Genomic DNA, 22,167 nt, shown 5'->3' with positions numbered 1-22,167 from the left:
CGCAGCTCCTTAACCGTAAAATTTCTTGTTGTTGGCAGCCATGTCGCGCAGCATTTGTGGCGCTTCATAGGTTTTGCCAAGATGGGCATACTGGTCGCACTTGGCAACATATTCAGCCACGCCAGTCTGGTCGATGTAACGGCATGGGCCACCACGGAATGGCGGGAAACCAATACCCATAATCATGGCCATGTCAGCTTCAGCAGGGGTCGCAACAATGTTGTCTTCCAGGCAGCGAACGGTTTCGTTGCACAGGGCCAGCATCATGCGGTCAATAATTTCCTGGTCGTCAAACGCACGTTTTTCACCAGTTACCATTGGGGCAATCAGCTCGTAAGAGGCTGGATCAACTTTCTTGGCTTTCTTGCCTTTTTTGTCCAGTTCGTACTTGTAGAAACCAACGTCGTTTTTCTGACCTAGACGCTTGTTGTCATACATGATTTCAATGGCGCCCTTATAGCTTGGCTTCATGCGGTCAGGGAAACCTTCCGCCATCACCTCAGCACCATGTACGCCAGTGTCAATGCCAACCACGTCGATCAGGTAGGCAGGACCCATTGGCCAGCCGAACTTTTCCATCACTTTGTCGATTTGCTGGAAGTCTGCACCGTCTTTTAACAGCAGGTCAAACGCACCAAAGTAAGGGAACAAGACACGGTTTACCAGGAAGCCCGGGCAGTCATTCACCACGATTGGGGTTTTGCCCATTTTCTGTGCCAGCGCTACAGTGGTTGCCACCGCTTCGTCAGAAGACTTGGCACCACGGATCACTTCAACCAGAGGCATCATGTGTACCGGGTTAAAGAAGTGCATGCCCACAAAGTTTTCTGGACGGGCTAACGCATTGGCCAGACGGGTAATGGAAATGGTCGAGGTGTTGGACGCAATAATGGTGTTTTCGCGTACTGATTTCTCGGCATCAGCCAGAACTGCTTCCTTGATTTTTGGATTTTCAGTCACGGCTTCAATCACGATATCTACATCTTTAAACTCGTCATAGCTTAAAGTCGGGCGGATACGCGCTAGGGTTTCACCCATTTTGGCCGGGGTCAGTTTTTTGCGCTCAACCTGCTTGGACAGCAAGGTGTTGGCTTCTTTCATGCCCAGTGCCAGTTGCGGGTTACCAATATCTTTCATGATAATTGGTGTGCCTTTAACAGCAGACTGGTAAGCAATACCGCCACCCATGATGCCAGCGCCCAGTACAGCGGCCATATTTACTGGATGTGCATTTTTCTCATGTTTCTTGCTGATTTTTTTCACTACCTGATCACTCAGGAACAGGCCAATCAGCGCACCGGCCTGTGGAGTTACTGCCGCTTTGGCAAAACCCTGAGCTTCAGCTTTCAGTGCATCATCACGACCCATACTGGCAGAGGCTTGCAGGGTATCCAGAACCAGTTTTGGCGCTGGGTACTGTGCAGGATTGGCCTTGGCCAGAATCACACCTTTAGAGCTGTTGAACGCCATCATTTGTTCTAATGGATTTAACTTCACCGGGTCCAGTTTTTCCTGACGCTTGGCTTTCCAGTCCAGCTTGCCAGCCAGAGCCTGCTTCACCAGATCAATGGCTGCGTCTTGCAGTTTTTCTGGCGCAACTACAGCATCAACCGCACCGTCTTTGAGCGCAGCTTCTGGTTTCTTCTGCGCGCCAGTGGCAATCCACTCAACGGCATTATCAATACCAATCACGCGGGTTAGGCGTACTGTGCCACCGAAGCCCGGGAAAATCCCCAGCTTCACTTCTGGCAGGCCAACCTGTGCGGCAGTTGACATCACACGATAGTCACACACCAGACACAGCTCAAAGCCACCACCCAGTGCGATGCCATTAATGGCTGCAACTTTAGGAATATCCAGATCTTCAAAGCTTGAGAAAATACTGTTTACCGGGCCAAGCCATTCAGCAATGGCGGCTTCACCCTGAGCAAAATTGTCACCAAATTCAGTGATATCTGCACCAACGATGAAACTGGATTTACCGCTGGACACGATTAAACCTTTGATATCGTTATTGCCTTTCACTGCGGCAATTGCAGCAGCAAAGTCTTCAACGGTAGCGCGGTTAAATTTATTGACGGATTCGCCTTGTAAATCAAAGCGGAATTCTGCTATCCCGTCCGAAAGCATTTGGACGGTAATGGCATTGCCAGAGTGGATCATGCCTAATCTCCTGTTTTTGGAGGACTTTTAAGGAACGTAAAACGCCTTTGCCGAGTGTTGCAACAAGGGCGGTAAAAAATTGCCCTAAGTTTACGCCAAGATGAGGGGAAAATGACAATAGATATTGCTTACTTAATGACGCAATGGTCACGAATTGTTAAGCCAGTCAAAATTTACATGACTTTTTAAGTGACGCTTTGTAAAATTGTGAAGCAATAATGAATAAATAACTTAAATAAAAGGGCTTTAGCATCACTCAGCTTTTTAAACAAAAGAAGGCCTGATGTGAAATCCTTTCCAATTTATCGCATTGCATTATTTTTTTACCCAATTTGAGTTTTAAATATGAAAAAACACCTGGTGATAACATCTGTTATTGGTTTGACATTTGCTTTAACAGCGTGTGGTGGTGGCGGGTCAGATGGTGATACAGCAGTAAGCGCAAAGCCAACGCTTTTTGATGGTGAAGCTAAAGTATATATGTATGAACTGGATAGCATGGATGATCAGGATCGGGAAAAACTATCCTTAACCCGGAAAAATGACCTACTGTATTTAAACAGCACCCGTCTTAGCGATAATTACAGTTCTTATTATTTGACAGATAAAGCACTGTATCAGCCTGAAACATCAAAAACCGTTGATATTTCTAAAGGTATTCGCGATAGCGTCGTTAAATCAATTAATGGCAGCACCTGGGTGCTAACTCCCTATAATCAGGCTGGTGCTACTGATCTTGAATATACGCATCAGTTTAGAACAGTGGATTTAAGTGGACAGGCCATTGCACCAGTGGTTGCTCCCACCATTGCCGGATTAGCAATATACAATGAAATCACACAAGCTGATTATGCACAGGTTCCTTTAGCTGCCAGAATCTTGCTGAATAAGGAAAATTTTCCTCAGGGTTCGAAGTGTCTACGTGCAGTAAGTACAGAAGCCAATAAAAACTATCTTGAGTTTGATCCAGATATTAGTGCTACTCAGATTAAAGACGCAAAAAATCTGCAGGATTGGGCTAACTTGGCCTTTAGTGAAAATATTATTGCCGCGCCAATAGTTAGTAAGGAAAAATGGGCCGGATACAACTGGGGTGCATTAACGCTGAAAAACTATAACGCCAATGGCAAAATCCAGTATCTTTTTGGCATTGAGTATCAGGGTAAAGTATTTAGTGCAGAAGCAGGCGGTGGTAAAACGACTATTGCTGAAACAATTACCGCAGGTAAAAAGCAATTGCTAGCTGATGGCCAGGATCCAAAGCTAGTGAACTTGATAGTTCATAACTTGGAAAATAGCTGTACTTTCTATAATGAGGCAGCTGCTACTGCTATTGATAAGGCCATTGATAAAGCAAAAACCAAAACAATTAATATTGATCCAGACAGCATTAAGGATTTACCGCAGCCAACTATCCCAAATTGCTATGGCGATCTAGCTTTTTGCTAACTAAATAAGCAAGACAAGCGGACCTCAACAGTCCGCTTTTTTTTATCTCTGAGTTCCACCAGATAATTTTCTTAAATAATGATCAATTTTTAATAGCTGGTGTTAAAATTGCGCCAATTTTTAAGGCTGCTTGAAGCAGGTGCTGCATGATTAAGTGGATTATCCTGGCTATATTTATTGTTTCTGCCATTTATGTGCAGCGACGTGGACGCGTGAAACAGCCGCTAAAACGCCAGATTCTGGATCATTCCACCATTATGGCGCCCATTAATATCTGGATGTATCTGTTTTCCAGAGTACCGAATCAGCCCTATATTGATGCCAAAGCCAGCCATTTAAATGATTTGGCGGTGCTGGATGCCAACTGGCAAATGATCCGTGATGAAGCACAGGCGTTGTCGAGTCAGGGGGAAATCAAGGCGTCGGACACTTACAATGATGCAGGTTTTAACTCATTTTTTAAAACCGGCTGGAAGCGCTTTTACTTAAAATGGTACGACAGCCATCATCCGTCAGCCGCCGAGCTTTGCCCAAAAACCACAGCCTTGCTGAAAACTTTGCCAACGATTAAGGCTGCCATGTTTACCGAGTTGCCACCGGGTAGCCGTCTGGTGCGACATCGTGACCCGTACGCTGGTTCATTGCGTTACCATCTAGGCCTGGTTACGCCCAATGATGATCGCTGCTTTATTGAGGTCGATGGCGAGCGCTATAGCTGGCGTGATGGGCAAAGCGTGGTGTTTGATGAAACCTTTATGCATTATGCTGAAAATGCGACTGACCAAAATCGCATTATCCTGTTTTGTGATGTGGAGCGGCCACTAAGTTCAAGGCTGGTGGCCCGTTTTAACCGCTGGTTTTCCAAAAATGTGATGACAGCCGCAAGTTCACCTAATGAAGTTGGCGATCAAACTGGTGGTATTAACAAGGCATTTCGCTATTTGTATCAGGTCCGTATTCGCGCCAAAAACCTGAAAAAAACCAATCGACAGTTGTATTACCTGTTGAAGTGGCTGATTTTTGGTGGCATTTTTTACCTGATTTTCTTTGCCTAAGTTTTAAAATTTGTTTTCCAAGAAACCTGAGTGGATCTAATTCAACTCAGGTTTTTTTATGGCTAAATTTTAAGCCATGTTTTTACTAAAAATTTTTTACCTACGCTTACGCGGGTATCCTGTTTTCAATCATAAAATAACGCTAAAGTAAGTGATGATTTAGGCGACCGTCCTGCCTGAATTTACGCTTGAATTTTAGCCATTTAACCTCATTAATAAGGGATGATAAATTCCTTGAGTCTTCCTCAGACCATTGCCGATATTGCTGCAAATATCCGTGCCATTCTTGCCAACTTACCGAACCTGCCCGGCGTCTATAAAATGCTGGGGGCAAACGGTGAGCTGTTGTATGTGGGCAAGGCCAAAAACCTGAAAAACCGGGTTTCCAGTTATTTTGTCAAAACCATTGACCACCCCAAGACCCGTGCGTTGGTTGCCCGCATTGTGCATATTGAAACTATGGTGGTGCGCAGTGAAACCGAAGCGCTGCTGCTGGAACAAAACCTGATTAAGCAGCATCGTCCGCCGTATAACATCATGCTGCGTGACGACAAGTCGTATCTGTACGTCTTTGTGTCCAGCGATAAGCCTTACCCACGGCTGGCGGCTGGACGCGGCAAGGGCCAGCATCAGGCCGGCAAGTTTTTTGGCCCATATCCCAGTGCGACCAGTGCACGTGAAACCATGCTGGTACTGCAAAAACTGTTTATGGTCCGCCAGTGCGACAACAATTTTTTTGCCCAGCGCAAGCGCCCGTGTTTGCAATACCAGATCAAGCGGTGTCGTGCGCCGTGTGTCGGACTGGTGAGCCCGGAAGATTATGCACAGGATGTGGCGCATACCATTCGTTTTTTAAAGGGCGATACCCGTGAGCTGAATCAGGAACTGATTGGCAACATGGAGCGCGCCGCTGAACAGCTCAAGTTTGAAGAAGCGGTGTTTTATCGTGACCGGGTGGGTTTGTTGCGTGAAGTACAAGCCCAGCAAGCTGTCTATAAGGTAAAAGGTGAAGCCGATATTCTGGCGATTGCGCAACAGGCTGGCGTGGTGTGCGTGCAGGTAATGAATGTGCGTAGCGGACGCATGCTGGGCGGTAAGGCATTTTTTCCGGATCTGGCCTCTGCCTATCAGGAAAATGGCAATAGTCAGACAACAACTGATGAGCAACTGGGCTGCATGCTGTCCGAGTTTATGGCCTCGTTTTATTTCCAGTTTGCCGATGAACTGCCTGAAGAACTGATTGTTAATGTAGCCTTGCCCGATGCTGCCAGCCTGGAACAGGGCTTAAAACAGCATTTTGACCAGCGTGTACAAATTAAAAACAAGGTACGTGAAACCCGGGCAGAATGGCTGGAGCTGGCCGTAATGAATGCCGAAAATGCCTTGCACGCCCGATTGTCCAATCATCTGGAACTGCGTGACCGTTTTGCAGTGTTGCAGCAACTGGTAGAGCGGCCTATTGACCGGATTGAGTGTTTTGATATTAGTCACACCATGGGTGAATCACCGGTGGCGTCCTGTGTGGTGTTTGATCAGGGCGGCGCGCGCAAACGTGATTATCGCCAGTTTGATATCAAGGATATTACCCCGGGTGATGATTATGCAGCCATGCGTCAAGCCTTAACCCGGCGTTATAAAAAAGCGCCTTTACCGGACTTGCTGTTGATTGATGGTGGTAAGGGTCAGCTGAAAATGGCCATGGAAGTCATGCAAGACTTAAACCTTGATGCATTCATGATCGGCGTATCCAAGGGTGAGGGCCGTAAACCTGGCCTTGAAACCCTGCATTTTACCGATGGCCATAAAATCCAGCTGGAAAGTGACAACAAGGCCTTGCATCTCATTCAGCAGGTGCGTGATGAAGCGCATCGGTTTGCCATTACCAAACACCGTGCCAAGCGCGATAAAAAGCGAGGTGGCTCGGTACTGGAAGTGATTCCCGGACTTGGGCCAAAACGTCGCCGTGATTTGCTCACCCATTTTGGTGGCATACAGGGCGTGCTCAAAGCGTCGGAAAATGAGCTGGCGCTGGTGCCCGGTTTTGGCAAGGCATTGGCGCGTACGGTGTATAAAATCCTGCATGAGTAAACTGCTTTTTTACTGCCTTCCTGTCGCTGTGTTGGCACTGACTGGAAGGTGGTTCAAGCAACAAGATCACAATCATCATACGGGTTTAATAAAATAACAAGCTTAAAACAGGTCAGCGTGTGGCAGTTTTTTAAAAAAGCCTGAACGTTTAGGTCATATTTTTTGCTATAGAAATGCATTACTTTTGCCTAAAAAGGAACTCACTTGAGTGCGCTCATGAGCAGGCTCAGGCGCGTTTGTATTTCTTGAAGAAACTGGAGAGCACCATGCAACTGGATCAATTACTGGCAAATGCCGCACAACAGCAGGAAATTTCTATTCCTGAAAGCTGGGGCCAGGGGCGTGCTTTGTTTGGCGGACTGGTGGCTGGCCTGATGGTGGCGCATGCCGAACAACTGGTGAATGACACTACCAAGGTCTTGCGTTCTGCGTTTGTCAGTTTTATTGGCCCAGTGGCACCGGGTACTGCCCACTTGAATGCACAGGTATTACGCACGGGTAAATCGGTTACCAGCATTCAGGTACAGCTATTACAGGAAGGGCAGGTACAATCCGTGCTGGTCGCTAGCTTTGGCGCGGGACGTGAATCAATGATTGATTTGCCGGGTAGTCATGATGCACCGGTGTTTAAGGCGCCGGAACAATGCCAGCCTTTGCCATTTATTCCCGGCATGACACCGGAGTTTTTTCAGCATTTTGATGCAATGTGGGCCGAAGGCCAGATGCCGTTTACCGGGTCAAAGCAGCCGGATTTTGGCGGCTGGATGCGCTTAAAACCCACTGAGCAAGTGGCAAAAATTAATCTACCGCATTTATTTGTGCTGGGCGACATGTGGCCACCCTCAGTATTGCCGATGTACAACCGCGTGGCACCCGCCAGTTCACTGAGCTGGAACCTTGAGCTGATCCAGTTGCCAGCCCAGGCCAGCGGGGATAGCTGGTGGCAGTATCAGGTCAACACTGAATTTGCAGGCGATGGCTATGCCTATACACAAGCCAAAATCTGGGATGCACAAGGCAAGCTGGTGGCATTAAGTCGTCAAACGGTGACGGTGTTTATTTAAGGATAAGCGTTGAGTCAGAGTTTTTTAGTGATTTCTGCGGTTTGAGCGTGGGGTTTAGTGGTTTGCTTGGATAGATAAAGGGCCAAAACACTTTAATCGTGTTTTGTTCGAAAGATGAAGTTGATTTCTTGCACGGCAATGCAGTTCATTCCTCGCTATTCGAGCCTAGCTCTCATCTTGCGCTCGGGTGGCGATTCTCAATCGCCACTGACCCTCGCTCATGATATGATGCGGTGAATTCCTTATTCCTTCTAGTGGATTTTTCTATGGCAGGAACGATTTTAAACATTCCCAATATTCTAACCATTGCACGGATTGCACTGATTCCTGTTTTTTTGCTGATTGCCTATTGGCCACCTGCCATTGGGGTATATGGGCATGAAGGAAGCTGGACACGGCATATTATCCTGACCAGCCTGTTCATTCTGGCGGCTGTGACGGACTGGCTGGATGGTTATTTGGCCCGGGTCTTAAACCAGACCTCTGCCTTTGGCCGCTTTCTCGACCCCGTGGCGGATAAGCTGATGGTCGCTGCGGCACTGATTGTGCTGGTGCAATGGCAGCCCACCATTAGCATGGCCTTTGCCGCCATTGTAATTATTTCGCGTGAAATTACTGTATCCGCCTTGCGGGAATGGATGGCTGAACTGGGCGCACGTACCAGTGTGGCGGTGTCTACCGTGGGCAAATATAAAACCGCCTTTCAAATGATTGCCATTAGCGTGTTTTTGCTCAACTGGAAAGCCATTGAGCCAGCAGCGTATATTTTGTTATATACCGCGGTGATTTTAACCCTGTGGTCAATGATTATTTATTTGCGTGCCGCGTGGCCGTATTTAAAGCAGCCTTAATCCATTGGATTAATAAAAAAACCCTGCATGGTCAGGGTTTTTTAATGACAAATAAAAATAGATCCTAGTTTTTCACTTCTTCAGCGGGACTAAGTGTTCTGGCAATTTTTTCAATATTCAGGCTTTTGGCCATGGCATCAAAAATTTCCTTATACACGTGCGAGTTTTTATACAGGGCATGATGTTCGCCATGCTCGACAATGCGCCCTTCTTTCATCACATATGTATAATCGGCATCAATAATCTGCGATAAGCTGTGCGAAATAATCACCACCGTGCGGCCTTGCTTGATCTGGTCAAGGCTGTGCTTGATTTGCTCGGTGGCAATGGCATCCAGACTGGCGGTGGGTTCATCCAGAAAAATAATCGGCGGGTTTTTTAAGAACATGCGGGCAATGGCAATGCGCTGTTGCTGGCCACCGGAAAGAAGCAACGCATCAGAAGCATAACCTTTTTCCAGTGCCATAATTTGCTCGTGAATTGACGCCTGTTGTGCCGCTTCAACAATTTCTGCCATGCTGGCATTCATCTTGCCGTAGCGGATATTTTCTTCAATCGTCCCCTGAAAGATATGGTTTTTTTGTAGCACCAACCCAATATGGTCACGCAGGTAAGCGGTGTCCATGTCTTTTAAATCCACCCCATCCAGCAAAATGCTGCCAGAATTGGCCAGATAAAATTTATCCAGCAGGCTAATCAGCGTGGTTTTGCCAGCGCCAGACAAGCCCACCAGCGCGGTAATCTTGTTGGGCCGAATAGTCATGCTAATGTCTTTAAGCGCATGGTGGCCATTGGGATAATGAAAGTCCACCTGCTTGAGTTCAAATTTCCCCCGAATAACAGGTTTTTGCTGGCCCGTGGGTTCAATTTCCTGATCTGCCTCCAGAATGGTAAAAAAGCTTTCCGAATAAATCATGGCATCATTGATTTCATCATAAATCCGGTGCAACTGGCGAATCGGCGCGGACACATTATTAAACAGCAACACGTGATACATGATCATGCCAATGCTCATTTGCCGGTTCAGCACAAAATAGGCGGTCAGGATAATAATCAGCACCACGCCAATTTGTTCGATAAAGGTTTTTAGCCCATCAAACAAAAAGCTGGTTTGCCGGGTTTGCATCTGGTTTTGCGTTAAGTCCTTTTGCAGGCCCAGCTGTTTATCGGCTTCGATGTTTTCACGATTAAAGGATTTAATCACGGTGATGGAATTGATGATGCTGAGGATACCCTGACTTTTTTGCTCACGGCCCTGCCGCAGTTTGCGTCGCCAGCCGCCCAGTTTTTGTGCCTGAACATAGGTGAGCCAGAAATACACCGGTACAATGGCTAGCGCAACAGTTCCCACCCAGACATTGGCATAAAACATTAAACCCAATGCAACGATAGCACTAGTAAACAACGGCAAAATATCAATAAAAAAGATTTGCACCAGCCGGGTGAGCGAGCCAATGCCGCGGTCAATCCGGGTTTGCAGCTTGCCGGCCTGATTGTCATCTTCGGTAAAAAAGGTCAGGCGATAGGTAAGAAATTTTTCAATAATATTTTGTGCCAGATCCTGTGACACCATAATCCGCAAGCGTTCGCCATAAAATTTCTGGCCAAATTGTACCAGCGCATTGAGCACTTCCTTGATCAGCAACACGGCACTAATGGTGATTAAAATATGCCAGCCTTGCGCCAGACCCTGTCCTGCCTTGATCAGATGATTAATACTGTCGACTGCATATTGCAGCGTGAGTGCATTCACCTGGGCAGTGAGTGAACCAATCAGGGTCAGAATCAGGGTAGCAATCACCAAAGTACGATAAGGACGCACAAAAGGCCTAAGCTTCTGGAAAAGCTGCCAGAGAGTCATAAAGAAAAAATCAGCAGTTTAAAAAGACAGATTCAGTGTAGGCGACCAGCTTGCAATGGCTCAAGATAAAACCAGAAGAAGTTGCGAAAAGCGATAAAAAAGTAAACACGGAGCGATAACAAAGCAGGCGCACCTCATTGTTTTAATTTTAATAATATTTAGAGGCAACAGCTTGAAGAAAGATTAACGTACAGTGAGCATGAAAAAATTAAGGTGCAATACCCACAGATTCCCTAAACCAGCTTTCAATGAGCATTACAGCAGCCAGACTATCGGCACTGGTTTTTTTAGCATGGCCCTGTTGCTGGTAAGACATCAGAGTATGACGGGCCTCGCGAGTAGTCAGCCGCTCATCCAGCATCCAGACTGGCTTGTTAATTCGGTGCTTTAAACGGCGGGCGAACTTGCGCGCACGTGCAGACAATTCAGACTCGCTATCATCCATATTGAGCGGCAACCCAACCACACACAAGTCCGGTTGCCATTGGGCAATAATCTGTTCCAGCTTGTCCCAGTCGGGAATACCATCACGCATTGGAAACAGCGGCAGCGGCTGCCCCGTTCCGGTTAGGCTGTTGCCAATAGCCATGCCCATTTTCTGAGTGCCAAAGTCAAAGCCCATGACATTTTGTAGCGGATTATCCATCAAGCATGCCCAATATCGGGCGATAGCCAGTTGGTATCCAGCCCGATTTTGGCTGCCGCCGCTGACCAGCGCTGCTCATACGGCAGGTTAAACAATAGTTCCATATCGGCATCGCAGACCAGCCAGTCGCCCTTAGCCAGCTCTTCTTCCAGTTGATGCGGTTGCCAGCTGGCATAGCCCAGCATAATCTGGTAGCGTTCCACCCCTTCATTGTGGGCAATGGCTTCCAGAATATCCTTGCTGGTGGTCACACACACATTTTCACTCACGGCAATAGAGGATTGCCACACCGGATTGCCGGTGTGCAGCACAAAACCAGCTTCCGGACGCACAGGGCCACCTTCTAGCACCGCATGTGGCCTAACAATATCCGGGCTAATCTGCAAATCAATCAGCAAGTCCTTGATTTCAATATGGCTTGGCCGATTAATGATTAAACCTTGGGCGCCCTGATCATCATGTCGGGCAATATAAACAATGGTCTGGGCAAAAAAATCATCATTCAGCTGCGGTGGTGCAATCAAACAGCGATGGGTTAGGTAAGTTTTTGCCAAGGTAGGGGATGCTCCTAAACAGTAGACCATGCAGGCACCATAGTACACTTGGGCATAGGTCACACTGCAGTTATCAGAATTGTAATAAAAATAATAAGGGTAAAACCGGCAAATGCAAGGCTTGGAGGCTACTAAATCCGAGACTACTAAATCAAAGCTTCCAATGACCACACAGTCTTCTAGGCTTTAGCAACACTTATAGCAAAACTGGCCTGCTGATCAGGAGTATTTCAGGTTCAGCAGGTGACGGGCGTGTTGCAACGTGGTTTCAGTAATTTCAACACCACCGGACATCCGGGCCAGCTCAACAATTCGCTGTTCGTCTTCTAGCGCATAAATAATGCTGGAAGCCTGCTTGGTTTGCTGTTTTTCCACCAGCAGGTGCTGGTCAGCCTGTGCGGCCACCTGCGGCTGATGGGTAATACACAGGATTTGTACATGCTTGCCCAGATCACGCAGCAGGCGGCCTACAATTTCAGCCGTACCACCGCTAATACCTACGTCTACTTCATCAAATACCAATACATCCGCTTCGGTTTTTTCAGCATTCATGACCTGCATCACCAGCGCAATACGCGACAATTCACCACCCGATGCCACTTTGGCCAGTGCTTGCGCAGGAATGCCCTTATTGGCAGTAAAATACAGTTGAATGTGTGACAGGCCATCAGCATTGGGCTGATCCAGTGTTTCAAAACCAAATTCAAAGTAGGCTTCCGGCAACGCAAGCGGGCGTACCTGACGGGTCAGGTTTTCTGCCAGTGGGGTTGCTGCTGCGCGTCGGGCCTGATCTAGCGCCTGCGCCAGACTGAGGAATTGCTGATGCGATTGCTCAACCTGTGCGGCCAGCGCTTCCGGATCATCCAGTAAATTCAGGCGATTCAGCTCGGTTTGCCAGGTTTCAGATAAACCATTTAATTCTTCCGGCGTCACCCGGTATTTGCGAGCCAGCCGATGAAACACTTCCAGATGTTCATTCAGCTCGGTCATGCGCTCCGGGTCAAAATTTTGCTGATCAACAAACTGGCGCAACAGGGCCACGGCATCGGTCAGTTCGCTTTGTGCATTAATCAGTCGTTCACTCACTTCGCCAAGCTGGGCTGAACGGCTGGCCTGACTTTCAGCGCGGCGGCTAAACACCGCCAGTTGCTGCATGACATTATTGTCCTGTTCATCCAGCCCATCCAGCAGCGCCGCACAATCCTGCATCATGCTTTCAAAATGGCTTAAGCGGTCATATTCCTGCTCGAGATCCGTATAATTCAATGTAGCCAGTGGCAGAATTTCTTCCAGTTGGGCTTCCAGTTCAATCATGCGGGATTGCCGACTGGCTGCTGCTGCCAGTGCCGATTGCTGTTCCTTACGTAAATGCTGCCAGTGATGATAAGCCTGCCGCACGTCATGGGCCTGAGCCTGCAAGCCAGTGTAGCGATCCAGCCAGTTTTTGGGATAGGGAGGTTCCAGCAGTTGTTGCTGGCTATGCTGACTATACAGTTGTACCAGCAGACGTCCGGCTTCCTTGAGTTCAGTCAGGCTGGATGGGCGGCCATTAATCCATGCCTTGCTACGGCCATTGTTTAAAATGACCCGGCGTAAATGAATTTCAGCATGTTCACCATCCAGATCTGCATTGTCATTCAGCTCGCGCTCACTCAGCCATGCATCAATCGGGTCATTTTTTTTATAGTCAAAGCTGGCGGTGACATCAGCTTTGTCTGTGCCAAAACGCACATGCGCCACATCGGTACGCTCGCCCAGACAAACCGATAAAGCGTCCAGCAATAACGATTTTCCGGCACCTGTTTCACCGGTTAACACATTGAAACCACTTGCTAAATCAAGTGATAGCTGTTCGGCCAGCGCAAAGTTTTGTAATGTTAAATTGGTGAGCATTCAAACCCTTTATTTCATGAAATATGCTTGAATTAATAGCTGGTCAATAAGGTGACGAATCATGCTGATAGTACACAGCTTGCCAAAGCGAGAAAAGCCATTTAAACGGGTTTTTGCAGTTTTACTGGTAAAAGCATCCTTAAAGAAACACAAGCGTTCAGTGACCCATGAGCAGGCTGGTTTAATCCACGCTTAGTTTGAAATTTGCTTACGATTTATAGGGCAACATATTCATAGGACAATCAGTTTATGATGCAATGGCAACAAAAGGAAATTAGTCTCAAGGCTCGGCCACGCGGCTTTCATTTGGTTACCCATGAAATTGTGCAGCAATTGCCAGAGCTGGCGCAGTTTGAGCTGGGGCTGCTGCATTTGTGGATTCAGCATACCTCGGCAAGTTTAAGCATTAATGAAAATGCCGATCCGGATGTGCGGCTGGATTTTGAAAGCTTTTTTAACCGGCTGGTGCCGGAAGGTGAATCTGACTACCGCCATAACGATGAAGGGCCGGATGACTTGCCTGCGCATTTTAAAACTAGCCTGCTTGGTTGTGAGCTCACCATTCCTATTCGTCAGGGCCGCCTGAGGATGGGAACCTGGCAGGGCATTTATCTGGGTGAACATCGGGATCAGGCAGGCTCACGTCAGATTGTAGCCACTCTTCAAGGGCAGGCAAAAAGCGAATAAAGCGTTTTTTTACTTAAAAATCAAATTGTATTTAGCTTGCCTTTATAACAGCTTGGTATAGGACTTAAGTTGCAGAATATTTTGCCAAAGGCTCTAGCGAGGCGACTTGTGCTTGCGCTAAACTACAGCGGTCTTTTGCGGAGTGACATGATGAATCCAGCACAATTTGATCAAGTGACGGTTATTAAAAAAGCCAACATCTATTTTGATGGAAAGTGCATTAGCCATACCGTCCAGTTTGATGATGGCAGTAAAAAAACAGTTGGTGTCATTTTACCAACCGAAAAGCCGCTGGTGTTTGAAACCCATGTCCCTGAGCGCATGGAAATTATTTCCGGTGAATGCCGGGTCAAAATTGCGGATCAGGCTGAAAGCGAACTTTACCGTGCCGGCCAGTCGTTTTATGTACCGGGCAGCAGCCGTTTCTTTATTGAAACCCAGGAACCTCTGGATTACGTGTGTCATCTGGAAGGCTAATGGCGCACATGTGCATCCTGCGTTTTTAGGTATTTGCTTTATTTGCAATAAAATTCCATCTTCAAAGGATTTTATTGCTGCCTTCAATCCGCTGGCTGAACTGTCGATCCTGTAGGGCATGGCGCTACAGGATTTTTCATTTTTAACTCCCTCAAATTTTATTTCCCTAACTCAAGAACGTATCGCCGTTCTCATGTGCGCTGAAAATTATGGCTAAACCTGAATATCACTTTGGCTTGCATAGTGTGGAAGCCTTATTGCAAATCCAGCCGGAAAGTATTTTAAGCCTGTTTATCTTGCAGGGCCGTGATGATGCACGCCTGACGCAAGTGCTGGCGCAAGCTGTACCACATGGTATTAGTGTGCAGCGTGCCAGCCGCGACACACTGGCCAAACTTGCCGGGTCACCCCAGCATCAGGGCATTGTGGCCGCCGTACGTGCAGCGCCCAGCCTGAATGAGCAAGACTTGGAGCAACTGATCCAGCGTGAAGCGAATGTCTTTTTGCTGGTGCTTGATCAAATTACTGATCCACATAATCTGGGTGCCTGTATCCGTACTGCAGCCGCGATGGGCGTGCATGCAGTGGTGGTACCAAAAGACCGTGCGGCAGGGCTAACGCCAGTTGCGCGTAAGGTTGCTGCCGGGGGCGCAGAAAAAATTGCCTTTATTCAGGTAACCAATCTGGCCCGCACCCTAGCCAGCATTCGCGAGCAAGGCGTGCAGGTTATTGGCACATTGCTGGATGAGCAGGCCAAGCCGGTTGACGAGTGTAATTTCAAGGGTGCTATTGCTATAGTAATGGGCGCTGAAGATACGGGTTTGCGCCGCCTGACCCAGGCACAATGTGATCAAATGGCCTATATTCCAATGTCTGGTCAACTGCAAAGCCTGAATGTTAGCGTGGCAACCGGCATGGTGTTATATGAGGCCTGCCGGCAGCGTGGACAGGACTTATAAGCATGAACCAGACTGTGTCACCAGATATAAAAAAAGGCTATTTGCTGTTACTGATCACCATGCTGATCTGGGGCAGCTTTACCCTGATGTCACGACTGGGTGCCAAGCAGGATTTAACTGCCTGGGATATTACGGCTTTACGATTTGCCACGGCTTTTATAGTGTTAATGCCGATTCAATTGTGGCGCCGTGAGCTGAAATTCCTGCTGGATAAACGGATTTTATGGTTAGCATTACTGGGCGGTATTGGCTATTCCTGTGCGGTCTATTCCGGATTTAGCTATGCACCCGCTGCCCATGCAGCAATCTGGCTTAATGGTTTCCTGCCCCTGGCCACTGCCATTAGTGCCTGGATTGTACTCAAGGAGCCTTTTGGCAGAAACACCTGGATTAGCCTATTATTTATGGCGGCAGGACTTGGCGGCATGATGGCTGTCATGCAATATGAGGGACAGTTCTATCTATCCATAGGTGATGCGTTTTTTGTGCTGGGCGCCGCGCTTTGGGGTATTTATACGGTGTTTCTAAAGCGCTGGATGTTACCGCCGTGGCAGGCCATGGCTGGTGTAGCTATCTGGACAGCAATCGTTTATTTACCGGTGTATGCACTTTTTTTACCCAAAAAACTGGCGCAGGCTAGCCACATGGTGATGTTAGAGCAGGGCGTATTCCATGGTGTATTTGTGGTCATTATTGCGATGCTCACTTATATTGGTGCGGTAGAGCGGCTAGGCGCTTTTAAAACTGGTAGTCTGCTGGCCTTAGCTCCATTTCTGGCCGCACTGGCTGCAGTTCCCTTGTTAAATGAACCTTTGAATCTTGCGATTGGTGTGGGACTGCTAGGAATGGGAATTGGCGCATTACAACCATGGCGGCTATTGCGTCAGGGTTAACACAACGACATGGATTAAATAGTGTTAGACAGTGCCATATACTGCTGATGCAATGGAATCAACTGGCGATATAAATGGGCTAAGTCACCATCATTAACCACAATATCATCAGCATGTGTTTGCCGTTGCAGGCGCGGCATTTGTACCTGCATGATTTTGGCAATGGCCTCGGATGACTGGCTGTCACGCAGACTAGCGCGTGACAATTGCAGATGTTCTGGCACATCCACGAGTAAAACCCGGTTTACCAGTTCATGTTGCCGGCTTTCAATCAGCAAAGGTGAGACCAGCATTGCATAAGGTGAAGTGGCGTATTGCAGTTGGGAAATGATTCGCTGGCGAATGCGTGGATGGGTAATTTGTTCTAACATTGTACGTGCTTCAGGATGACTAAAAATATGCTGACGCAATGCCGCACGATCCAGCGAACCATTCGGCTGTAATACCCAGTTGCCAAAAGCTTGGCAAATATCGTTAAGGGCTGGTTCATCCGGTGCAACAATCTCACGAGCCACGATATCGGCATCCACCACAGTAATCCCTTGCTGGGCAAACCAGTCACTGGCTGCCGTTTTACCGCTACCAATGCCGCCTGTTAATCCAATAATCAGAGCCATAGTGGATTGAATTTCCTTACTTTAGCCATTGCCCAGATAAATAGTCATTAACTGGTTGCCCCAGATTAAGGCAATCCAGCCTGCAATGGCCAGATAAGGACCAAAGGCAAATGGTTGATTTTCCTTACGGATTTTAAGTAAAACAATACCAATGATGGCGCCTACCAGTGAAGAAAGCAGGATAATCAAGGGCAGCATTAATGGACCCAACCAAGCGCCTAATGCCGCTAATAGTTTGAAATCGCCATAACCCATGCCTTCCTTGCCTGTCACCAGCTTAAACACAATATAAACCAGCCAAAGCGCCATAAAGCCAATGATATAGCCCCAAATCGACTGGGCAGGAGAAACAAATAAGCTCTGGGTATTGATCAGTAAGCCTAAGCCTGCCAACGGCAGCGTGAGGCTATCGGGCAACAACTGGGTATCAAAATCAATGCCGGTTAATGCAATAAGTACCCAGGTTAAAACCAGCGCTGTCAGCATTTTTAGGCTAGGGCCAAAAGTGAGCACGACAGCAATAGAAGCTAACATGGTGAGTAATTCCACCAAAGGATAGCGAATACTGATTGGTGCTTGGCAGTTTGAGCATTTACCGCGAAGTACTATCCAGCTTAATAATGGAATATTTTCATACCAGCGAATTTTGTGCTGGCAATGCGGGCAGGTTGAAGCAGGCTTGCTTAGAGTTAGTACAGGTGACTCAATTGGTGTGGTACTGGCTGGGCTATCATTTAATAAAATGGCGCATTCATAGCGCCATTCCTGTTCCATCATTTTCGGCAGGCGGTAAATGACCACATTTAAAAAACTGCCAATACACAATCCCAAGAGGGCAATGAGAGTAGTAAGTAACCATGGGGTTGTGGATAAAAGCTGAAGAATGTCTTGCATTAAATTACCGAACCCATCTGGAAAATTGGTAGGTACATGGCAATGACCAAGCCACCAACCAGAACACCTAAAATTGCCATAATTAGTGGTTCCATCATACTGGTCAAGCCATCTACTGCATTGTCCACTTCATTTTCAAAGTGAGTGGCTACCTTTTCTAGCATGGCATCCAGCGCGCCAGATTCTTCACCAATAGCCACCATTTGCACAGCCATGGAAGGAAAGCGATCAGTGCTACGCATGGCAAACTGAAGCTGCTGACCTGTGGACACGTCTTCACGTATACGCATGACTGCATCATAATAAATCACATTATTGGTAGCGCCTGCAGTAGATTCCAGTGCATCAATTAGGGGTACACCCGCAGCAAAGGTTGTTGCTAAGGTGCGGCTATAACGGGCAATAATGGCTTTATAAACCAGATCACCAAAAATAGGTGCTTTTAAAGCAGCACGGTCCAGAAAATCACGAAATGCCTTGCTACGTTTTTTAGCTTCTATAAAAGCCCCAATTGATGCACCAATTACAATAATTAAAATATACCAATAGGATTGCATCCATTTGGACATGTTAACAACCATCTGGGTAAAAGCTGGTAAGTCTGCGCCAAAACCAGCAAATAAGTCCTGAAATACAGGCACTACCTTGACCATCAAAATAATAGTTACGACTACAGCCACAATAATAACCGTAATAGGGTATTTAAGTGCTTTCTTGATTTTTTGTTTTAATAATTCACTTTTTTCCTTATAAATTGCAACACGGTCCAGCATGGTTTCCAAAGCACCTGATTGCTCACCCGAACCGACCAGCGAACAAAATAAATCATCAAAGTATTGTGGATATTTACGTAAAGCGCCAGCAAAACTATTACCGCCTTCCACTTCTGCTTTGATGCCCAGCACTACTTCTCGCATAGCTGGATTTTCCAAGCCTTCTGCCACAATTTCAAAGGATTGAACCAGAGGTACCCCTGCTTTCATCATGGTAGCCAATTGCCGGGTAAAAATGGTGATATCAAGGGTTTTGACTTTCTTTTTACTTAAAAAAGCTAATAGATCCTTTTTCTTTTGATAAATTTTAGCCACTGTAATGCCTTGCTTGCGCAGGGTAACCTTAGCCAATGCCATATTTTTACTAGGAATTTCTCCTTTAACTTTTTGTCCACGACGGTCTACACCTTCATAAACAAAATTAGGCGTCAATTCGGCTTTTTTAGTTGCCATGATTATTATCGTCCCTAGTAATCTTATTCGCTGGTGACACGGTTAATTTCTTGCAGGCTGGTCATTCCCTGCATCACTTTTCTTAGGCCTGAACGGCGTAAGTTGGCAAAGCCAGCACGCTGTGATGCATCAGCAATTTCAATGGCATTGCCATCTTCCATAATAATGCGGGCAATTTCCGGGGTAACTTTCATGACTTCATAAATCCCCACACGTCCTTTATACCCATCGCGACATTCGCTACAGCCCATAGGCTGGTAGACTGTAAATCCTGTCGCAATATCCTCATCGGTAAACCCCATTTCCTTGAGACTTTGCGCTGGAATATCAACCGATTTTTTGCAATTATTGCACAAACGGCGTGCAAGGCGCTGGGCAATAACCAGATTTACCGAGGTTGCAATATTAAAGGACGGAACACCCATATTGCGCAGACGGGTCAGGGTTTCTGGCGCACTGTTGGTATGCAGGGTGGACAGTACCATGTGACCGGTTTGTGCCGCCTTAATGGCAATTTCTGCGGTTTCCAGATCACGGATTTCCCCTACCATGATGATATCGGGATCCTGACGCAAAAATGATTTTAAGGCACTGGCAAAGGTAAGGCCTACTTTAGGGTTCACATTAACCTGATTAATGCCTTCAAGGTTAATTTCGACCGGATCTTCTGCAGTTGAAATATTATTTTCAACGGTATTAAGGATGTTTAAGCCAGTATACAGCGATACCGTTTTACCAGAACCGGTAGGACCCGTAATCAGTAACATACCTTGAGGCTTGTCCAGTGCATCCATAAACAGGGCTTTTTGCTCAGGCTCATAACCCAGTGCGTCAATCCCTAGCATGGCACTTGAAGGATCCAGAATACGCAGCACCAGCTTTTCACCAAACAGGGTAGGCAGCGAATTTACCCGGAAATCAATGGCCTTGGTTTTGGAAATCTTAAGCTTAATCCGGCCATCCTGCGGAACCCGTTTCTCTGAAATGTCCATTTGTGACATCACTTTTAGGCGTGCTGCTAGCCGGGTAGCAATTTGCACCGGTGGTTTGGCCACTTCACGCATGACGCCGTCAACCCGGTAACGTACCCGGTAAGTTTTTTCATAGGGCTCAAAATGTAAGTCGGAAGCACCCATACGAATGGCATCAATCAGCAGCTTATTGACAAACTTAACGATCGGGGCTTCGTCAGCAACAGGTCCATCATCATCGTCTTTAGCATTTTGTCCGTCAATTGAATCGGTTTCCAAGTCAAAGTCCATGCCATCATCGCCAAAGTTGGCAAAATTACTGGCTCCGGCATATAACTTTTCAATCATGCGTTGAAGTTTGTCTTCTTCAACCACAACTGTATCAACAGTAAGCTTGCTGTTAAAGCGGATGGCATCAATGGCTTCAACCCGGGTCGGGTCACTCATTGCCACAGACAGGCGATTGCCGCGCTTGAAAATGGGTAGCGCAGAAAACTGACGAATGATTTTTTCTTCAACAATATCGCGTGGGATAGCGTCATTGTCCAGCGCATCAAGATCAAATAGCGGGTCGCCAAATTCTTGGGCAATAATATTGGCAATCTGGCTTGCTGAAACGCCAATATTAGACACTAATGCAGTAACCAGCGTGGTTTTATCACGTTGTGATTCGCTAATTGCGCGCTGCATATTGGCAGCCGTAACAACACCGTCATTAACCAGGCGTCGTGCCAGACCACCAAATGATATCGTCGCTGTTTGTTCAGCAGCCATGAACATCCCACCTTAACAGATATGCTGTCATATATATTACGTTGACCATCCCTGATAATTAAACACTATAACTCAGGCACTCCATCAGTACAATCGACTGTTAAAGCTTGTTTAAATCCACACCTGTGAACTCAGTAGCAATTTCCAGAGCAAAGCGTGGCACAGACTCAGCGTTTGGCAGGCTGACCTGTTCGGTGAACATGGCCAGTGGTCTAACCCATAAAGAAAATTCACCATATAAACAGCGGTATACTACTAGCCATTCTTCAGTTTCACTATGTCGGGCACAGCCCAATACCTGATAGCGATGACCTTTATAGTGCCGGTAAATCCCTGCTGGAATAAGCATTTGAGTTGAAGTGTTTTCAGAGAACATATGAGGGTCTAGCCTTTAAATTTCAATGAATATGTATGCATTGATTTGGGATATTTTAACGCAAAACACAGGTAATAATTAAGATTTAACTGCCATAATAATGCCCGGCAATGCATTCATGTTCATAACGCGCTGTAAGAGTTTGCATGCGCTGGCTCTTTTTGGATTTTAATGTCGGATTATAAAGCTGCTGGCGTAGTTCATTACAATGATCATTCTGTCGGGCCGTTTGTGACAATACAGAAGATTTTTTACGTGTCTTTTTGGCTTTAACCTTTGTAGAATTCAGATCGTTAATATTAATAGCCTGATCATTTTTAACCACAGAAATGGGCATTTTAATAAGGACGGATTTACTGGCATGACCTTTGGCGGCCGCATGATCGCCAAAGTGCCATTGGCCTGAACTATCCTGCCAGCGCTGTACTGTTTCAGCTAGCAGACTGGTTGATAACAGACTAGTGAATAATAAAAAAGATATAGCTGTCAAAAGAGAAACAAAGCTCAATTGAGCTTCGGAAACTATCGTTAATGTTCTGGAAGAGATTTTGTTCATTACTTTGCCAAGGTTGTCGCTTAAATTTGAAGATATAAATTGTGGCATCATTAAAATAATCTATGGTTTTAAGTTAGAATGCGCGTAGTTTTACTAAATTGGATTAATCTTGT

The 22,167-nt window shown here is 46.7% G+C and carries 20 protein-coding genes; 9 read left to right on the top strand and 11 right to left on the bottom strand.

The window, feature by feature from the left end; translation table 11 throughout:
* Nucleotides 1–9: 9 nt before the first annotated feature.
* Complete coding sequence (fadB, locus tag Q337_RS0110025; RefSeq protein WP_026471484.1) at nt 10–2,163, bottom strand: fatty acid oxidation complex subunit alpha FadB; 2,154 nt, start codon at nt 2,161–2,163, stop codon at nt 10–12.
* A 345-nt stretch (nt 2,164–2,508) separates the two neighbouring features.
* Here fadB and Q337_RS0110020 point away from each other — a divergent pair, with 345 nt between their 5' ends.
* From Q337_RS0110020 to pgsA, 5 genes are all read left to right on the top strand, one after another.
* The gene (locus Q337_RS0110020; RefSeq protein WP_026471483.1) at nt 2,509–3,612 is read left to right on the top strand and encodes a hypothetical protein; all 1,104 of its coding nucleotides are present in this window, start codon (nt 2,509–2,511) and stop codon (nt 3,610–3,612) included.
* Between the two features lie 146 nt (nt 3,613–3,758).
* Nucleotides 3,759–4,667 (top strand): lipid A hydroxylase LpxO, encoded by a 909-nt coding sequence (gene lpxO / locus Q337_RS0110015; RefSeq protein WP_026471482.1) that lies wholly within the window; start codon nt 3,759–3,761, stop codon nt 4,665–4,667.
* Nucleotides 4,668–4,919: 252 nt separating this feature from the next.
* Entirely contained in the window at nt 4,920–6,755 is a 1,836-nt protein-coding gene (gene uvrC / locus Q337_RS0110010; protein ID WP_034280017.1) for an excinuclease ABC subunit UvrC, read from the top strand.
* A gap of 266 nt (nt 6,756–7,021) precedes the next feature.
* Nucleotides 7,022–7,819 carry a thioesterase family protein gene (locus Q337_RS0110000; protein WP_026471480.1) on the top strand — a complete coding sequence of 266 codons (798 nt, stop codon included), beginning with the start codon at nt 7,022–7,024 and terminating at the stop codon, nt 7,817–7,819.
* A 266-nt stretch (nt 7,820–8,085) separates the two neighbouring features.
* Nucleotides 8,086–8,670 (top strand): CDP-diacylglycerol--glycerol-3-phosphate 3-phosphatidyltransferase, encoded by a 585-nt coding sequence (gene pgsA / locus Q337_RS0109995; RefSeq protein ID WP_034279870.1) that lies wholly within the window; start codon nt 8,086–8,088, stop codon nt 8,668–8,670.
* A 64-nt stretch (nt 8,671–8,734) separates the two neighbouring features.
* Here the strand turns inward: pgsA and Q337_RS0109990 are convergent, their stop codons facing one another.
* The 4 genes from Q337_RS0109990 to recN all read right to left on the bottom strand — a co-directional run bounded on the left by Q337_RS0109990 (nt 8,735) and on the right by recN (nt 13,624).
* Nucleotides 8,735–10,531 (bottom strand): ABC transporter ATP-binding protein, encoded by a 1,797-nt coding sequence (locus Q337_RS0109990; protein ID WP_026471478.1) that lies wholly within the window; start codon nt 10,529–10,531, stop codon nt 8,735–8,737.
* A 208-nt stretch (nt 10,532–10,739) separates the two neighbouring features.
* Complete coding sequence (gene ruvX, locus Q337_RS0109985; protein WP_034279867.1) at nt 10,740–11,177, bottom strand: Holliday junction resolvase RuvX; 438 nt, start codon at nt 11,175–11,177, stop codon at nt 10,740–10,742.
* Nucleotides 11,177–11,731, bottom strand: a complete 555-nt coding sequence (locus tag Q337_RS0109980; RefSeq protein WP_026471476.1) for a YqgE/AlgH family protein — start codon at nt 11,729–11,731, stop codon at nt 11,177–11,179. Before Q337_RS0109980 ends, ruvX begins: the two co-directional genes overlap by 1 nt.
* A gap of 219 nt (nt 11,732–11,950) precedes the next feature.
* Complete coding sequence (recN, locus tag Q337_RS0109975; protein WP_026471475.1) at nt 11,951–13,624, bottom strand: DNA repair protein RecN; 1,674 nt, start codon at nt 13,622–13,624, stop codon at nt 11,951–11,953.
* Nucleotides 13,625–13,873: 249 nt separating this feature from the next.
* On the opposite strand from recN, the gene Q337_RS0109965 reads away from it, so the two are divergent.
* The 4 genes from Q337_RS0109965 (at nt 13,874) to Q337_RS17385 (ending at nt 16,640) form a co-directional block, all read left to right on the top strand.
* Nucleotides 13,874–14,311, top strand: coding sequence for a secondary thiamine-phosphate synthase enzyme YjbQ (locus Q337_RS0109965; protein WP_026471474.1), 438 nt, complete (start codon nt 13,874–13,876; stop codon nt 14,309–14,311).
* 150 nt (nt 14,312–14,461) lie between these two features.
* On the top strand, nt 14,462–14,788 hold the full coding sequence (ppnP, locus tag Q337_RS0109960; RefSeq protein WP_026471473.1) for a pyrimidine/purine nucleoside phosphorylase: 327 nt from the start codon (nt 14,462–14,464) through the stop codon (nt 14,786–14,788).
* 209 nt (nt 14,789–14,997) lie between these two features.
* Nucleotides 14,998–15,747, top strand: a complete 750-nt coding sequence (gene rlmB / locus Q337_RS0109950) for a 23S rRNA (guanosine(2251)-2'-O)-methyltransferase RlmB (RefSeq protein ID WP_026471472.1) — start codon at nt 14,998–15,000, stop codon at nt 15,745–15,747.
* A 2-nt stretch (nt 15,748–15,749) separates the two neighbouring features.
* A complete protein-coding gene (locus tag Q337_RS17385; protein ID WP_051526773.1) occupies nt 15,750–16,640 on the top strand; it encodes a DMT family transporter in 891 nt (296 codons plus the stop codon).
* A gap of 14 nt (nt 16,641–16,654) precedes the next feature.
* On the opposite strand, the gene coaE is transcribed toward Q337_RS17385, so the two are convergent.
* The 6 genes from coaE to Q337_RS0109915 all read right to left on the bottom strand — a co-directional run bounded on the left by coaE (nt 16,655) and on the right by Q337_RS0109915 (nt 22,105).
* A complete protein-coding gene (gene coaE, locus Q337_RS0109940) occupies nt 16,655–17,257 on the bottom strand; it encodes a dephospho-CoA kinase (RefSeq protein WP_026471471.1) in 603 nt (200 codons plus the stop codon).
* A 21-nt stretch (nt 17,258–17,278) separates the two neighbouring features.
* Nucleotides 17,279–18,151: a prepilin peptidase gene (locus Q337_RS0109935; RefSeq protein WP_026471470.1), complete on the bottom strand. Its 873-nt coding sequence runs from the start codon at nt 18,149–18,151 to the stop codon at nt 17,279–17,281.
* On the bottom strand, nt 18,151–19,377 hold the full coding sequence (locus Q337_RS0109930) for a type II secretion system F family protein (protein ID WP_026471469.1): 1,227 nt from the start codon (nt 19,375–19,377) through the stop codon (nt 18,151–18,153). Before Q337_RS0109930 ends, Q337_RS0109935 begins: the two co-directional genes overlap by 1 nt.
* Nucleotides 19,378–19,400: 23 nt before the next feature.
* Nucleotides 19,401–21,122, bottom strand: coding sequence for a type IV-A pilus assembly ATPase PilB (pilB, locus tag Q337_RS0109925; protein WP_026471468.1), 1,722 nt, complete (start codon nt 21,120–21,122; stop codon nt 19,401–19,403).
* A gap of 100 nt (nt 21,123–21,222) precedes the next feature.
* On the bottom strand, nt 21,223–21,471 hold the full coding sequence (locus tag Q337_RS0109920) for a DUF1653 domain-containing protein (RefSeq protein ID WP_026471467.1): 249 nt from the start codon (nt 21,469–21,471) through the stop codon (nt 21,223–21,225).
* Nucleotides 21,472–21,583: 112 nt separating this feature from the next.
* Nucleotides 21,584–22,105 (bottom strand): hypothetical protein, encoded by a 522-nt coding sequence (locus Q337_RS0109915; protein ID WP_156935768.1) that lies wholly within the window; start codon nt 22,103–22,105, stop codon nt 21,584–21,586.
* Nucleotides 22,106–22,167 lie beyond the last annotated feature (62 nt).

This window comes from Alkanindiges illinoisensis DSM 15370 (assembly GCF_000619845.1).
GTDB classification, from domain to species: domain Bacteria; phylum Pseudomonadota; class Gammaproteobacteria; order Pseudomonadales; family Moraxellaceae; genus Alkanindiges; species Alkanindiges illinoisensis.
The sequence above is the reverse complement of the archived record's forward strand: the minus strand, read 5'-3'. Positions and strand labels throughout refer to the sequence as shown.